General features: G+C 62.7%; 14 protein-coding genes, 1 tRNA gene and 1 pseudogene. 13 read left to right on the plus strand and 3 right to left on the minus strand.

The window, feature by feature from the left end:
* Positions 1-49 precede the first annotated feature (49 nt).
* From hflX to ACM1PE_RS06425, 10 genes are all read left to right on the plus strand, one after another.
* Positions 50-1,156, plus strand: a complete 1,107-nt coding sequence (gene hflX / locus ACM1PE_RS06380; RefSeq protein WP_059378961.1) for a GTPase HflX — start codon at positions 50-52, stop codon at positions 1,154-1,156.
* Positions 1,122-2,420: an FtsH protease activity modulator HflK gene (gene hflK, locus ACM1PE_RS06385; protein ID WP_059378964.1), complete on the plus strand. Its 1,299-nt coding sequence runs from the start codon at positions 1,122-1,124 to the stop codon at positions 2,418-2,420. Before hflX ends, hflK begins: the two co-directional genes overlap by 35 nt.
* Before the next feature lie 18 nt (positions 2,421-2,438).
* Positions 2,439-3,341, plus strand: coding sequence for a protease modulator HflC (gene hflC / locus ACM1PE_RS06390; RefSeq protein ID WP_059378965.1), 903 nt, complete (start codon positions 2,439-2,441; stop codon positions 3,339-3,341).
* A gap of 257 nt (positions 3,342-3,598) precedes the next feature.
* A complete protein-coding gene (locus tag ACM1PE_RS06395; protein WP_118933164.1) occupies positions 3,599-4,756 on the plus strand; it encodes an ATP phosphoribosyltransferase regulatory subunit in 1,158 nt (385 codons plus the stop codon).
* A 76-nt stretch (positions 4,757-4,832) separates the two neighbouring features.
* The gene (locus ACM1PE_RS06400; RefSeq protein ID WP_042792859.1) at positions 4,833-6,128 is read left to right on the plus strand and encodes an adenylosuccinate synthase; all 1,296 of its coding nucleotides are present in this window, start codon (positions 4,833-4,835) and stop codon (positions 6,126-6,128) included.
* An 84-nt stretch (positions 6,129-6,212) separates the two neighbouring features.
* A complete protein-coding gene (locus ACM1PE_RS06405) occupies positions 6,213-6,755 on the plus strand; it encodes a phosphoribosyltransferase (RefSeq protein ID WP_042792860.1) in 543 nt (180 codons plus the stop codon).
* A 388-nt stretch (positions 6,756-7,143) separates the two neighbouring features.
* On the plus strand, positions 7,144-7,356 hold the full coding sequence (rpsU, locus tag ACM1PE_RS06410) for a 30S ribosomal protein S21 (protein WP_006218592.1): 213 nt from the start codon (positions 7,144-7,146) through the stop codon (positions 7,354-7,356).
* Positions 7,357-7,375: 19 nt separating this feature from the next.
* Complete coding sequence (gene dnaG, locus ACM1PE_RS06415; protein WP_419342703.1) at positions 7,376-9,430, plus strand: DNA primase; 2,055 nt, start codon at positions 7,376-7,378, stop codon at positions 9,428-9,430.
* A gap of 747 nt (positions 9,431-10,177) precedes the next feature.
* The gene (rpoD, locus tag ACM1PE_RS06420) at positions 10,178-12,442 is read left to right on the plus strand and encodes an RNA polymerase sigma factor RpoD (protein WP_059378969.1); all 2,265 of its coding nucleotides are present in this window, start codon (positions 10,178-10,180) and stop codon (positions 12,440-12,442) included.
* A gap of 9 nt (positions 12,443-12,451) precedes the next feature.
* A tRNA-Ile gene (locus ACM1PE_RS06425) sits at positions 12,452-12,530 on the plus strand.
* A gap of 26 nt (positions 12,531-12,556) precedes the next feature.
* On the opposite strand, the gene ACM1PE_RS06430 is transcribed toward ACM1PE_RS06425, so the two are convergent.
* On the minus strand, positions 12,557-12,796 hold the full coding sequence (locus tag ACM1PE_RS06430; RefSeq protein ID WP_059378971.1) for a tyrosine-type recombinase/integrase: 240 nt from the start codon (positions 12,794-12,796) through the stop codon (positions 12,557-12,559).
* On the opposite strand from ACM1PE_RS06430, the pseudogene ACM1PE_RS06435 reads away from it, so the two are divergent.
* Positions 12,750-12,863: pseudogene (locus tag ACM1PE_RS06435) on the plus strand (DUF7424 family protein); the annotation flags it as partial. The gene ACM1PE_RS06430 and the pseudogene ACM1PE_RS06435 sit on opposite strands and share 47 nt — an antisense overlap.
* 430 nt (positions 12,864-13,293) lie before the next feature.
* Positions 13,294-13,536 carry a hypothetical protein gene (locus ACM1PE_RS06440; protein ID WP_251877022.1) on the plus strand — a complete coding sequence of 81 codons (243 nt, stop codon included), beginning with the start codon at positions 13,294-13,296 and terminating at the stop codon, positions 13,534-13,536.
* A 54-nt stretch (positions 13,537-13,590) separates the two neighbouring features.
* Here ACM1PE_RS06440 and ACM1PE_RS06445 read toward each other — a convergent pair whose 3' ends face one another.
* Positions 13,591-13,749: a DUF6726 family protein gene (locus ACM1PE_RS06445; RefSeq protein WP_054458630.1), complete on the minus strand. Its 159-nt coding sequence runs from the start codon at positions 13,747-13,749 to the stop codon at positions 13,591-13,593.
* 326 nt (positions 13,750-14,075) lie between these two features.
* Between ACM1PE_RS06445 and ACM1PE_RS06450 the strand changes: the two genes are divergently transcribed.
* A complete protein-coding gene (locus ACM1PE_RS06450; RefSeq protein WP_419342704.1) occupies positions 14,076-14,669 on the plus strand; it encodes a YSC84-related protein in 594 nt (197 codons plus the stop codon).
* Positions 14,670-14,683: 14 nt separating this feature from the next.
* On the opposite strand, the gene ACM1PE_RS06455 is transcribed toward ACM1PE_RS06450, so the two are convergent.
* Entirely contained in the window at positions 14,684-15,616 is a 933-nt protein-coding gene (locus tag ACM1PE_RS06455) for a LysR family transcriptional regulator (RefSeq protein ID WP_059378974.1), read from the minus strand.
* Between the last annotated feature and the right edge of the window lie 70 nt (positions 15,617-15,686).

Consider the following 15,686-nt stretch of genomic DNA (forward strand, 5'->3'; position numbering starts at 1 on the left):
CGGTCCTCGTCGGCGGGCATTTTCGCTTTGGCTCCAATATGGTGCATGTATGCGCGCTCTGATTATCAGCGTCGATCTGGGAGATCCGGACTTCGCGGCCCATGCCGAGGAATTCGCCATGCTGGCCAAGGGCGCTGGCGCGGAAATCGTCGGCACCTTGACGGCGCGGCGGGACAGACCCGACGCCAAGTTCTTCATCGGTTCAGGCAAGGCCGATGAGGGTGTGGCGATGGCCCAGGCCTTGCTGGCCGACATCGTCCTTTTCGACCAGCCGCTGTCCCCCGCGCAGCAACGCAACCTGGAACGCGCCTTCAACCTGCGCGTGGTGGATCGCGTTGCGCTCATTCTCGACATCTTCGCGCTGCGCGCGAAGAGCCATGAAGGCAAGCTGCAGGTCGAATTGGCCCAGCTGCAGCATCTGGCCACGCGCCTGACCCGCATGTGGAGTCACCTGGAACGGCAGCGCGGCGGTATCGGCATGCGCGGGCCGGGTGAATCCCAGCTCGAAATGGACCGCCGCATGATCGGCGCCAAGGTCAAGGTACTGCGCGAACGTCTGGACAAGGTCGAACGCCAACGCGTGACCCAGCGCCGGGCGCGCGCGCGCGGCGGTGCGCTGTCGGTATCGCTGGTCGGCTATACCAACGCCGGCAAGTCCACCTTGTTCAATGCCCTGACGCGCGCAGACAGCTACGCCGCCGACCAGTTGTTCGCGACGCTGGATACGACCACGCGCCGCATCTGGATCGAAGGGGCGGGCTCGGTGGTGGTGTCCGACACGGTCGGGTTCATCCGCGATCTGCCCCACGGCCTGATTGCGGCGTTCCGCGCCACCCTGGAAGAAACCGTGCATGCCGACTTGCTGCTGCACGTGGTCGATGCCGCCAGCCCGCAGCGCGACGAACAGATCTTCGAGGTCAACAAGGTTCTGGCCGAAATCGGCGCGGCCGCGATTCCCACCATTCTGGTCTACAACAAGATCGATCTTGCCGGATTGGAGCCGCGGGTGGAACGCGATGCACATGGTACGATTGCGCGAGTATTTGTAAGCGCCACCGAGCGCGCCGGTTTGGATGCGTTGCGCGGGGCAATTGCGGAAACCGGACAGATTGTGGGAAACAATGCCGCGAATTATCAAACTCTTCAATCTGAATGACCCCGGCTGGGGTCGTGGGAACAACAATGGCTCCGAGCCGCCGCCCAAGCGGCCCCAAGGCAACGGAGACGGCCCTCCCGACCTGGACGAGGTCTGGCGCGATTTCAACAATCGCATCGGATCGTTGTTCGGGCGCAAGGGCGGGGGCGGCAATAACCGCCCCGGAAACCGCGGCGGCATGACGCCGCCATCGCCGCGCGGTGCGCGCATCGGCCTGGGGGTGATCGCCCTGGTCGCGGCCGGCATCTGGCTGGCCAGCGGTTTCTACATCGTGCAGGAAGGCCAGGTCGCGGTTGTGACACAGTTCGGCAAGTACAAGTCGACGTCGCAAGCCGGTTTCCAATGGCGCCTGCCGTATCCCATTCAAAGCCACGAAATGGTCAACGTGTCGCAACTGCGCACGTTCGAAGTCGGTTTCCGTGGCGGCGCGCGCAACAAGGTCCTGCCTGAAGCGCTGATGCTCACGACGGACGAGAACATCGTCGATATGCAGTTCGTCGTGCAGTACCGCCTGCGTGCCGACGGCGCGCCCGATTACCTGTTCATGACGCGCGACCCGGACGAATCCGTCCGCCAGGCCTCAGAAACGGCCATGCGCGAAGTCGTGGGCAAGCAGTCCATGGACTTCGTGCTCTACGAAGGCCGCACCACGGTGGCCACGCAAGTGCAAACCTTGATGCAGCAGATCCTGGACCGCTACCAGACCGGCGTGCAGGTCAGCACCGTGGCGATCCAGAACGTGCAGCCGCCTGAACAGGTGCAGGCCGCGTTCGATGACGCCGTCAAGGCAGGTCAGGACCGCGAGCGCCAGATCAACGAAGGCCAGGCCTACGCCAACCAGGTCGTGCCGCTGGCCAGCGGCCAGGCCTCCCGCATGACGGAGCAGGCCGAGGGTTACAAGGCCAAGGTTGTCGGCGACGCCCAGGGTAATACCTCGCGCTTCACCAGCATCCTCGGCGAATACGAGAAGTCGCCGCAGGTCATGCGCCAGCGCATGTATCTGGAAAGCATGCAGGAGATCTTCACGCGCGCCAGCAAGGTCATGGTCGACACCAAGAGCAACAACAACATGCTGTACCTGCCCTTGGACAAGATCATGCATCTGGCCGCTCAGGACGCCAGCAAGTCCGGTGTCACCGGTTCCGGTTCGACCACGCTGGCTCCGCCCGCGCAGTCGCCGGCGCGCGGCAGCGCCGCGCCGGTGCCTCAGTCTTCCGGCAGCAGCAATAGCAACACGCTGCCTCGCGACCGTACGTCGCGCTAACCCGGAGGAGTCCTGATCATGCAACGTCTCATGCCTATCCTGGTCGGCCTGCTCATCGTGCTGGCCGCCCTTTCTTCCTGCGTCTTCGTCGTGCGCGAGCGCGACTATGCCCTGGTGTTCTCGCTGGGTGAAGTACGCAAGACCATCAGCGAACCCGGCCTCTACTTCAAGGCGCCGCCTCCGTTCCAGAATGTCGTGACGCTCGACAAGCGCATTCTGACCATCGAAACCAACGAAGCCGAACGCATCCAGACTTCCGAAAAGAAGAACCTGCTGATCGATTCGTACGTCAAGTGGCGCATTCTGGATCCGCGCCAGTACTACGTGTCCACCGGCGGCAACGAGCGTGTGGCGCAGGAGCGCCTGCAGGCGCTGATCCGCGACGCGCTGAACGCCTCGGTCAACGTGCGCACGGTGCGCGACGTGGTATCGACCGAACGCGACAAGATCATGGCCGAAATCCTGACCAACGTCGCCAAGCGCGCCGAGCCGTTGGGCGTCCAGATCGTCGACGTGCGCCTGCGCCGCATCGAGTTCGCGCCGGAAATTTCGGAATCGGTGTACCGCCGCATGGAAGCGGAGCGTACGCGCGTCGCCAACGAGCTGCGCTCCATCGGCGCCGCCGAAGGCGAAAAGATCCGCGCCGAAGCCGACCGCCAGCGTGAAGTCATCGTGGCCCAGGCCTACGCCAAGGCCCAGGGCATCATGGGTGAGGGCGATGCCGCGGCCGCCGCGATCTATTCGCAGGCCTACGGCAAGAACCCGCAGTTCTACACGTACTACAAGAGCCTGGAAGCCTACCGCGCTTCGTTCTCGAAGCCGGGCGACGTGCTGGTTGTCGACCCCAGCTCCAGCTTCTTCCAGTTCATGAAGGACCCCACCGGCGACGCCCTGGCGCCGGTCACCGTGCCGGCCAAGTGACGCGGCGACGGTAATGCGGAAAAAAGCCCCTTGGAAGTCCAAGGGGCTTTTTGCTTGCGGGCAGGGCGGCATCCTGGGATCCCCCCCGCAATAAGGGACGGTTGTGCTGTCCCGGCTGGCGTTGGTCGCCGAACCATGTACAATACCCCGTAAGCTAGAAAACATTCCGCAGCGGCTGAGCGGGCTTACGCCCCCTCAGCCGCTTTTTCGTTTGGGCGACGCCCACGCATCACTTGGCGTTCTTCAGGTAAACATTCATGGGTAACTGGTTGCTGCCCGAGAGCCTTGCCGACGTACTTCCGGCAGAGGCCCGGCGCATCGAGGAATTGCGCCGCGAACTTCTCGATCTGTATCGCACTTACGGTTTCGAGCTGGTCGCGCCGCCCCTGGTCGAATACATCGATTCATTGCTGTCCGGCACGGGCAGCGATCTGGATCTGCGCACTTGCAAGCTGGTCGACCAATTGTCCGGACGCACGCTGGGCGTGCGCGCGGACATGACGCCCCAGGTTACGCGCATTGACGCGCACTTATTGAACCGGGCTGGCGTTACCCGCCTGTGCTATTGCGGCAATGTGCTGCATGCCCGCCCGGCGGACCTGCTGGCCAGTCGCGAGCTGCTGCAGATCGGCGCTGAAATCTACGGCCATGCCGGTTTCGAGGCCGACCTGGAGATCATCCAGCTGGTGCTGGAAACGGTGGCAATTGCCGGCGTGCGTAACCCGAGGCTTGATCTGTGTCATCCGGGCGTGCTGCGCGCGCTCCTGGAGTCCGATCCGGCGGCAACGGCCCTGTCGCAGGACGTCATTCTGCTGATGCGCGAGAAGGACGTTCCGGGGCTGGGCGAACTGGCCGAACGGGCTCCCGGCCTGCGTGCAGAGACCCTGAAGGCCCTGCAATTGCTGCCCAAGCTGTACGGCGGGCCGGAAGTGCTGAAGGAGGCACGCCGTGAGCTGCCCCTGCTGCCGGGCGTCGTGGCCGCGTTGGACGCCCTGCAATTGGTGGTCGACGCCATGCCCAATGTGGCGTTTGGCGTGGACTTGGCCGACGTCGGGGGCTATGGCTACCATTCCGGCGTGAAGTTCGCGCTGTATGCCGAAGGCTGGCGCGATGCGCTGGTCAGCGGCGGCCGTTATGACGATGTCAGCCGTGCGTTCGGCCGGGCCCGCCCCGCCACCGGCTTCAGTCTTGATTTACGCAAGCTGGCGGCGGGTTTGCCGCCGGCGGAAAGGGCGCGTGCGGTACGTGCGCCCTGGGGGCAAGCCCCCGCCCTGACCGAGGCGGTGCGCCGCCTGCGCCGGTCGGGGGAAATTGTCGTTCAGGTATTGCCCGGTCACGAGCAGGATCAGGACGAATTCGTTTGCGATCGCGAGCTGGCGCTGCAGGATGGCGCCTGGACGGTCAGAACGCTGTGACTAACCCCCTCTCGGCAACGAGAGGGCCGCGGGGAGATTTCCGGATTTCCCGAGAAACTCGATATTGATTCGTAACATGAGCAAGAACGTAGTCGTAATCGGCACCCAGTGGGGTGACGAGGGCAAGGGCAAGATCGTCGACTGGCTGGCGGAATCCGTCCAGGGCGTGGTCCGCTTCCAGGGCGGTCACAACGCCGGCCATACGCTGTGGATCAACGGCAAGAAGACGATTCTCCGCCTGATCCCGTCGGGCATCATGCATCCCGGCGTCACCTGCTTCATCGGCAACGGCGTCGTGCTGTCCCCGGAAGCCCTGCTCAAGGAAATCGAAGAGCTTGAGGCCGCCGGTCTGGACGTGCGTTCGCGCCTGCAGATTTCCGAAATCTGCCCGCTGATCCTGCCGTACCACGTCGCCATCGACAAGGCGCGCGAAGCGCGCAAGGGCGACGGCAAGATCGGCACGACCGGTCGCGGCATCGGCCCCGCCTATGAAGACAAGGTCGCCCGCCGCGCGCTGCGCGTGCAGGACCTGTTCAATCCCGCGCTGTTCGACGAAAAGCTGGCCGAAGTGCTGGATTACCACAACTTCGTGCTGACCAAGTACCTGGGCGCCGAGGCGGTTTCCGCCAACGAAGTGCGCGACCAGGCCATGGCGCTGGCTCCGGCTATCGCCCCGATGGTCAAGGACGTGTCGAGCAACCTGTATGCCATGCAACAGGAAGGCAAGCGCCTGCTGTTCGAAGGCGCGCAGGGCGCTTTGCTGGACGTCGATCACGGCACCTATCCCTTCGTCACCAGCAGCAATTGCGTGGCTGGCGCGGCGTCGGCTGGCGCAGGCGTCGGTCCGCAGCAGTTGGACTACGTCCTGGGCATCACCAAGGCCTACACGACCCGCGTCGGTTCGGGCCCGTTCCCCACGGAGCTGGTCGACGAGATCGGCACCCGCCTGGCCACGATCGGCAAGGAATTCGGTTCCGTTACGGGCCGTCCGCGCCGCTGCGGCTGGTTCGATGGCGCCGCGCTCAAGCGCTCGGTCCGCCTGAACGGCATCACCGGCCTGTGCATCACCAAGCTGGACGTGCTGGACGGCTTGGAAACCATCCAGCTGGGCGTCGGCTACCGCGTCAATGGCGAATTCCGCGACGTGCTGCCGTACGGCGCGCATGCCGTGGCGCAGGCGCAACCGGTGCTGGAAGAACTGCCCGGCTGGAGCGAATCCACCGTCGGCATCACCGAGTACGACAAGCTGCCCCAGGCAGCGCGTCGCTACCTGGAGCGCGTGGCCGAAGTTTGCGGCGTGCCCATCGACCTGGTGTCGACCGGCCCGGACCGCAATGAAACCATTGTGCTGCGTCATCCCCTGAAGGGCTGACATCGGGTTATTATTCGCAAGGCCGCCGCCGGTCTCATACCGGCGGCGGCCTTTTCGTATTTATTAAGCAGGAGATGCTTGCCTATGAGCACGCCGACCAATGATGACAGCCATCTGTGGGTGACGTGGGACGACTACAACCGCCTGATCGAGCGCCTAACCTTGCAGGTGCATCAATCGGGTTGGAAGTTCGACAAGATTCTTTGCCTGGCGCGCGGCGGCATGCGCGTCGGTGATGTTATGTCCCGTATTTTTGACGTACCCCTGGGCATCCTGGCCACGAGCAGCTATCGCGAAGCGGCCGGCACCAAGCAGGGCGACATGGATATCGCCCAGTTCATCACGATCACGCGCGGCACCCTGTCCGGGCGAGTGTTGCTGGTGGACGACATGGTCGATACCGGCAAGACCTTCAGCAAGGTCTACGATCACCTGAAAAGCCAGTTTGCCGACATTACCGAGCTGCGCAGCGCGGTGCTGTGGTGGAAGGGCCATTCTCAGGCGACGCCGGACTACTACGTCGACAAGCTGCCGACGAACCCCTGGATCCACCAGCCGTTCGAAGATTACGACAGCCTGCGTCCGCACCAGCTCGAGGCCTGGATCCGCAAGGGCTCCAAGAGCTGAGCATGGCGTTCCGGCAGGAGAGGGCATTCTGGCCGCCCAGGGCGCCAGACTGTCCCTCCAGTAGTCAAAGTGGCCGTGACCATGCTAGAATCGCTGGTTATCGCTAAACCGAACTTGGCTTGTTACTCTTTGGGTAGTCTTTGGGTAACGGAAACAGCCAGCGGAAATCCGGGATGGGTCTGTGGTTCAGGGCTGCCAAGCAGCGCTGAAGCCGGTCCGGCGCCTGGATTGCGCTTTCAAGGTTCCCCGTTCGCGGTACCTGCCTCTGTTGGTATGATTTCAGTATCGACGAGGCCGTTTACGCGTACCTGGACCCGCGCAGCGTTGCTGGTAAGCAAGCCAGGTTTGTCATCAACTTTTGTTACCCTACAAGCAGGCCAATCACTTTATGCCTATCGTTCGACTGAAGGAAAACGAACCGTTTGAAGCCGCTCTGCGCCGCTTCAAGCGCACCATCGAAAAGACCGGTTTGCTCACCGAGCTGCGTTCGCGCGAGTTCTATGAGAAGCCCACGGCTGAGCGCAAGCGCAAGCACGCCGCCGCTGTGAAGCGCCACTACAAGCGCATCCGTAGCCAACAACTGCCCCCGCGCCTGTATTGATCTTTGATTCCCGAATCTATTGATTCCAGAATCATTCATCCAGGATTTGCTCGCCCGAGTCGACGTCGTCGACATAGTCGGGCGATACGTGCAGTTGAGAAAGGGCGGGGCCAACTTGCTTGGCCTGTGCCCTTTTCATAACGAAAAAAGTCCCTCGTTCACTGTCAGCCCCACCAAGCAGTTCTATCACTGTTTCGGTTGCGGGGCGCATGGCAGCGCCATCACCTTCCTGATGGAACACACGGGCGCCAGTTTCCCCGATGCCGTGCGTACGCTCGCGGCGTCGGCGGGAATGACGGTCCCCGAAGAAAATCGCAGTCCACGCCAGCAGCAGGAATCCGCGCGCCGCAAGGCCGAGGAATCCCGCCACACGCAGGTGCTGGATGCCGCCCAGGCGCATTACCTCAAGCAGTTGCGGGCTTCGTCCGCGGCGATCCGCTATTTGAAGCAGCGTGGCCTGACCGGTGAAATCGCAGCGCATTTCGGCCTGGGATGGTCGGGCACAGACCGCCATGGCCTGTCGCAGGTCTTTCCGAATTACGAGGACCCTGTCCTGGTGGAATCCGGGCTGGTCATCGAATCCGAGGACGGCCGCCGCTACGACCGTTTTCGGGAACGTGTCATGTTCCCGATCCGCAATGCGCGGGGTAGTCTCATCGGTTTCGGCGGACGCATCATCGGCAAGGGCGAGCCCAAGTACCTGAATTCGCCCGAGACCCCGCTGTTTTCCAAGGGACACGAGCTCTATGGGTTGTGGGAGGCCCGTCAGGCCATACGCCAGGAAGGGCAGGTCATTGTGGTCGAAGGCTACATGGACGTGGTCGGCCTGGCGCAGCAAGGTATCGCCAACGCGGTAGCGACGCTGGGCACGGCCACCACGCCGGACCACGTCAAGAAGCTGCTGCGCGCCAGCGACAAGGTCATCTTCAGCTTCGACGGAGACGGCGCAGGCCGGCGCGCCGCGTGGCGCGCACTGCAGGCCTGCCTGCCGGTGCTGCGCGACGACATTGCGATCCGCTTCCTGTTTCTGCCGTCGGAGCACGATCCCGACTCGTATGTGCGCGAACTGGGCGCGGAAGCTTTCCGGGCATGCCTGGGAGAGGCCGTAGCGCTGTCCCGCTTCCTGCTGGACGAGCTGGCCTCGCGGCACAACATGAACGAAGCCGAAGGGCGGGCCAGTTGCCTGCACGAGGCCAAGCCCTTGCTGGCCGCCATTCCCGAATGCGCGCTGCGTGTGCAGATAGAGCGGGAAATGGCAAAGCTGGTGCAGCTGACGCCGGAGGAAATGGCTCAGGTGCTGGCTCAGCAGCCCGCCAAGCCCTTTGCGCCCGCGCCCAAGCCGGGCGCCGCGGGAGGCGATGCAGGCGCTGCTGCGGCGCCTGGCCACGAGCCGGGCTATCCGGACACGGGCTACGACTTCGCCGGACACGATTTTCATGACATTCCGGCCGATGAGTCCGACTACGCGGACCAGGTTCATCTGCCGTCCCAAAGTTCCGACTTTGGTGGGGCAGGAGCTCAGCGCGGCGGCGGCAAGCAGGAGTGGAAGGGTAAGAGCGACTGGAAGGGCAAGAGCGACTGGAAGGGCGGCAAGGGCGGTTGGAAAGGCAAGCGCGACAACGATGTGGGCGGGTTCGAAGGCCGCCGCACCATGCCGTCGCTGGCCAAGCGCCTGCTGGGATTGTTGCTGGCGCACCCTGAACTGGTCGACTCCATGGGTGACCAGCAGCTTGAAGTCATCGACCACGGCCCCCATCTAGGTCTTGTAAGAGACCTGATCATGCTGGCGCAATCCAGCGGTGCCCGCCACGTCGGCGCTTTGCTGGAAGCCGCGGAGCCGGATTCGGATCTGGCCACGGTGCTGAAGGGCCTGCGGGCCGACATCCTGTCCCAGGAAGACCTGCCTGATCCGCAAACGGAATGGGACGATGCCTTGAGGCGCATCGAGTTTGACTCGGCCAAGCTGGAAATGGCCAAGCTCGCTGCGGCGGGTCTGGCCACGGAAGATGCGCGCAAGCGCTATCAGGAGCTATCCAGCCGCATGGTAGTACTGAAAGGTGCTGGCGTGCGCTAAATGCGCTAAAATTAAAGGTTGTCCGTTCGCAAAGCGTGTTTTTGGGAGCGGGGCGGATAGAACTGGGCGGGTGTGTGCATTGCGCGAACCTGCCTGATCTGTCTTTGATGTACGCGGATTGTGGTGCTGGCAGTTGATTGCGGCCTGATTCTTGCTGAATTTGGCGGTAATCCTCGTGCCACGGTGCGCAGGCAACAAGAAATGCATTCGGCGGGCGGAATCTATTCCGGCAGCCGGAATCTAATGGATGTATAGGGTTTGACGCGGTACCGGCGATCCGGACGCGGCGGATGCTCCAGATAATGGAACGTTGGATGCGCAACGGCAGAAATAAAAGCGGATACGCGCGTCAAATTTGTTACATAGTTAATTAATATAGCTAAGCGGTGAATCAAGCAGTCCGGCGGCGGTTATCTCCGCATGGCGTTAGTGGTTTGGGTGCTGTGTCTACTCAGCTGCTTGGGGCAAAGGCCCGATAAGCAAGCAAAGCCTATTTATAGGCAGGCAGCCCCCCCGACGCCCGGGAGCCTCCGCAGGATGAGGTCATGCACGCAAGGCGCAAGTACGGTATCGCACCGGAACGGCGCCAAGCGGGCTCGCAAGAGTTGGCGCTGCGAACAACGCAGCCGCGTGATCTCCGCTGATTCACCTGATTTACCCGTATAAGCGCCGTGTTGGGCTGCCGTCCAAAGCGGCTTCATGCGGTGCAACATGCCCGAACGGGTTGCGACGACCACGGAAGCGACTATGACCAAATCCACCGGCAAATCCTCCTCTGCAATTGATGCGGCCGAAACCAAGGCCACCACGGCCAAGCGCGTCGTAAGCATGGCAGCGGAAAAGGCGCCCGCCAAGACGGCGGTGAAGGTCGCCAAGCCCGCAGCCAAGACGGCCGCCAAAAAGGCGACCAAGGCTGCCGCGGCTGACAAGCCCGAGAAGGTGACCAAGGCTCGCGCCAAGAAGGCCGAAGACAAGCTCGCCGACCTGGTGGGCAGCGCGCGCCCCGCGCCCAGCGGCCGCCGCCCGGGACGTCCCGCCAAGAACGCGAACAACGACTCCGACGGCTTTGACGACACCATGGACGGCGACGGCGAAGTTCTGCCCGATCTGAAGCCGCCCAAGCGCGGCGGCAAGCGCGGCAAGGCCGATCCCAAGGACCTGATCGCCCGCGGTCCCGTCACGCCCGAAGAATACGAAGCGCGCCGCAACCGCCTGAAGCAGCTGATCAAGCTGGGCAAGGACCGCGGCTACCTGACCTACGGCGAAATCAACGATCATCTGCCCGACGACCTGGTCGATGCGGAAGCGATCGACGGCATCATCAGCACGTTCAGCGACATGGGCATCGCGGTCTACGACCAGGCGCCCGATGCCGAAACGCTGTTGATGAGCGAAAACGCGCCGGTCGCGTCCAACGACGACGACGTCGAAGACGAAGCCGAAGCCGCGCTGACGACCGTGGATTCGGATTTCGGCCGCACCACGGACCCGGTGCGCATGTACATGCGTGAAATGGGCTCGGTGGAACTGCTGACGCGCGAAGGCGAAATCGAAATCGCCAAGCGCATCGAAGACGGCCTGAAGCACATGGTCATGGCCATCTCGGCCTGCCCGACCACGATCAACGAGATCCTGGCCCACATCCTGCGCGTGCGCGAAGGTCAAGCCCAGATCGACGAAGTGGTCGACGGCCTGGTCGATCCGGAAGACGGCGAAGAATACGCCGGCGCCGGCGTTTCCGCCGAGGAAGACGAAGGCGATGACGGCCCCGCCGGCGGCATGTCCAGCAAGCAGCTGGAAGACCTGCGCGTGAAGGCCCTGGCCAAGTTCGACGAAGTCGGCAAGCAGTTCGAAAAGATGCGCCACTCGTACGAGAAGGACGGCTACAAGTCGGACGTCTACGTGCGCGCCCAGGAATCCATCCAGAACGAACTGATGGGCATCCGCTTCACGGCCAAGATGGTCGAGAAGCTGGCGGACACCCTGCGTCAGCAGGTCGAGGAAGTGCGCCAGCTCGAACGCGCCGTCCTGCACACGTGTGTGGACCGTGCCGGCATGCCGCGCACGCACTTCATCAAGGTGTTCCCGGGCAACGAAACCAACATGCAGTGGGTTGTCGACGAAGTGGCCGCTGGCCATCCGTACGCCGAAACGCTGGAGCGTCAGATTCCCGCCGTGCAGGAACTGCAGCAGAAGCTCATCGACCTGCAAACGCGCGTCGTGCTGCCGCTGAAGGACCTGAAGGACGTCAACAAGCGCATGGCCACCGGCGAAGCCAAGGCTCGCAAGGCCAAGCGCGAAATGACCGAGGCCAACCTGCGCCTGGTGATCTCGATCGCCAAGAAGTACACGAACCGCGGCCTGCAGTTCCTGGACCTGATCCAGGAAGGCAACATCGGCCTGATGAAGGCCGTGGACAAGTTCGAGTACCGTCGCGGCTACAAGTTCTCGACCTACGCGACCTGGTGGATCCGTCAGGCCATCACGCGTTCCATCGCCGACCAGGCGCGCACCATCCGTATTCCGGTTCACATGATCGAAACGATCAACAAGATGAACCGGATCAGCCGCCAGATCCTGCAGGAAACCGGCGCCGAGCCGGATCCCGCGACCCTGGCGCAGAAGATGGACATGCCCGAGGACAAGATCCGCAAGATCCTGAAGATCGCCAAGGAACCGATCTCCATGGAAACGCCTATCGGTGACGACGACGACTCGCACCTGGGCGATTTCATCGAAGACACGTCCACGCTGGCGCCTTCCGACGCGGCTTTGCACGGTTCCATGCGCGATGTGGTCAAGGAAGTGCTAGACTCTCTCACCCCGCGTGAAGCCAAGGTCCTGCGCATGCGTTTCGGCATCGAAATGAGCACCGACCAGACCCTGGAAGAAGTGGGCAAGCAGTTCGACGTCACGCGCGAGCGCATCCGCCAAATAGAGGCGAAAGCGCTGCGCAAGCTGCGTCACCCCAGCCGGGCCGATAAGCTGAAGAGCTTCCTGGAAGGGCAGTAATCGTTTTCTGGGCCTCTAGCTCATGCCTGGTTAGAGCAGCGGACTCATAATCCGTTGGTGCCGAGTTCGACTCTCGGGGGGCCTACCAAGTAATGGCGCGGGTTTGCGTGTAGTTCACGCAACCCGCGCTTTTCTTTTGTCTGGGGATTCTTTGCCAATCTCCCCGAGCACCATTTTCATCGCGTCGGTCGCCAGGTGCGCATAGCGCTTGGTGCTAGTCGCCGACTGGTGGCCCAGCACCGCTCCCACGGTGTACAGATCCACCGTTGCGTTGATCATCGCGCTGGCGCGCACGGTGGCGCGGAGCCAGCCCTCGATGGTCTTGCTGGATGTACAGCAAGCCGTTCCTGGCATTTTTTCGGATGCTAAGTACGAAGAGTGCTACCGGAAGGGGTTCAATTCATTCGCTCGGTTCTCGCTGCTAAGTCGCAATAATGCTCGCACCTGCTTTTGCGTAGGTGCTACTGCATAGACCTTGCGCCAACAAAAGATCGCTCGAGGCGGGCTGTGGGGCGGTCGTGACGCGCTATACATCAACTTCTTTGAGTACTACGCCGAAGCCCCGCATCATCGCAAATGGTTGGGCGGACTTCTGCGGTTCCCTTATCGCGTTGGCGCAGGAAGACAGCGCGCATGCCGTCAGGACGAATTTGTTGGGCAGTGGGCGATTAGGACCAAACCATCGCGGGTTCCGGTCCCTCTCTATGGCCACCAGTTTGTTCACCAGATCGCGTGGGCTGCACCCAGATCCGTATGCTTGGAACTGAGCCACGGCCTGCCGTTACTCCGGAACTTTCGTATTGGCCTTTGCTCTGATCTCTCTTTGCGCACGACTGCAATGGAGAACTCCGATGAAATCCAAAGCCCTGCCCGGTACTGCCCTGGACCCGCTGGCTTTCGAGGCGGAAGCCCTGGCGTGGAGCGGCGTTCGCCCAATGGCGCCTGACATCTCAATGATGTCTCCCAGTGAGCTGATGAGGCATGCCTTGGTGAAGCTGGAAAGTTCGTCCGTTCACCAGACTCCGGAGAAAGTTGCCGCAATCCAATACCTGACCAGTGCATTGAGCATGGTCAGCGTTGTCACATGCAGCTAAGTGGGATCAAGGAACTGCGTCTGCCGCAGGCAAGGGAACAAGGCAGGCAGTGCATCAGTCGATGACTTCCGCGCAAGCATCCGTCGGCGCGGCAGCGACGTCGCCGACGACCGGCACGATCTTGATGGCGGCAGATGCAATGCGGCAAGGGGCGGCGACGACACCGCAGCCGGAAGCGAACATGCATAGCATTGAGACCAGAATCCACTTCATCGGACGTGCTCGGAAAAAATTGATCAAGGCGCGGCCTGGGTACGGGCTGGCGGTGTCGCACGGCGTCGATGTTGGTCATGTCCAGACGCAGATTTGCTTCTGAAGAAAATGTGCACGATGCCTGGCGCAGGCGGCATTCTGCTCTGTGTCTCCCCGCCGATTATTGGGGAAATGCTGGCCAAGTGTAATGACACTTGCTCGTATTGGAACAGGAGGTAACGCAGAGCCCGCTTGCAGGGCGCCAGGGCCGGAAATCCCAGGTAGGATGGTGGCGTTCCTTTCGGGCGTGCCTGGAAGGGGCGTCCAACAACAATAAGGAGCGCTACATGTTTGATACTCTCCCCAAGGCAGGCCGGGCCGGCGTGATCGCCGCGATGCTCGGCGTGGCCAGCCTGGTGTTCACCGGCTGCACCACGACCACTGCCCAATCCTCGGCCACGGCCGCGGAAAAGCGGCAGGAACTCGATACCGCGGCCGACGCGACCCTGACCAAGCTTTATCAGTCCTCGTCCCAGGCCAAGCAATTGGTGGAACGGGCGCGCGGCGTGCTGGTGTTTCCGGGCGTGCTGAGCGCGAGCTTTATTGTGGGAGCCCAGCATGGAACCGGCGTGCTGCGCGTAGGCGGGTCGGATACCGGCTACTACAGCATCACGGGCGGCTCCATCGGCTTGCAGGCCGGCGCGCAGTCCAAGGCGATGGTGGTGCTATTCATGACGGAGGGCGCCCTGGCCAAGTTCCGGGCCAGCAGCGGCTGGACGGTGGGGGCGGATGCCACTGTCGCGGTGGCTAACGTGGGCGTCAACGGCAGCATCGATACCTACACCGCGCAGCAACCCATCGTCGGTTTCGTCTTGAACAATGGCGGCCTCATGGCCGGAGTGTCGGTGGACGGCAGCAAGATTTCACCGCTGCTGTTGTAAGAGGCGCGCGCGCCTCATAAGCCCATGGCTTGCTCCCAAGGTAATTGGGGCGGCAGGGCTTCCACCATCGCATCTACAAAAGCGCGGATGCGCGGCGACAGGTGCCGGTTCGGCAGATAGACCAGCTGGACCGGTGCGCCGGGCGCCATCCAATCGGTCAGCACCAGTTTCAGGCGTCCGTCCAGCACGGCGGACTCCGCGATGAAGCTGGCCATGCGGGCAATGCCGGCGCCTGCCACCACGGCGTCCAGGATGGCTTCCGGATGGTTCACGTTCAGATTGCCGCCGGGCGTGATCGTGTAGCGCTCATCACCTTTCTGGAAATCCCATTCGTGATATCGGCCGGTCTGCCATTGGACGTAGGCCAGGCAATTGTGCCGTTCCAGCTCGTCGGGCGTGGCCGGTGCGCCATGCGTGGCCAGATAGGCGGGGCTGGCGCAGGTGACGTAGCGCAGCCGGGACAAGGTCTTGGCGATCACGCGCGAATCGGCCGTAACGCCGATGCGTATGGTGGCGTCCAATCCTTCTTCGGCCAGATTGGGCATGCGGTCGCTGAAATCGGCGTTGATCGATAGCTCCGGATAGCGCGCGGTCAGCGACAGCAGCGCGGGCATGATGACCTTTCTGCCCAAGCCGACCGGCGCATGCACGCGCAGCTTGCCGCGCGGGCTCACGCTGGCTCCCGTCACTTCGGCCTCGGCGGCTTCCACTTCCAGCAGGATGTGGCGGCAGCGCTGCAGCAGCAACTCGCCATCGTCGGTCAGCGACAGGTTTCGCGTGGTGCGGTTGAGCAGCTTCACGCCCAACTTGGCTTCAAGCAGCGAAACGCTCTTGCTTACCGCCGCGGTTGAAATGTCGAGCCGGTGCGCCGCGGCCGTAAAGCTGCCGCTGTCCGCGACGCGTACGAAATTCAGAACATGCTTGAGATGGTCTATCAGGATGTACATGGCTGTCGGGCTGATGGGTGCACGCCATCTTAGCCATTCTCGCGCGCAAAGTTAAAAGTGATTTGCCCTA

It is taken from the genome of Achromobacter sp. PD1 (assembly GCF_048541815.1).
In the GTDB taxonomy this organism is placed as follows: domain Bacteria; phylum Pseudomonadota; class Gammaproteobacteria; order Burkholderiales; family Burkholderiaceae_B; genus Achromobacter; species Achromobacter bronchisepticus_A.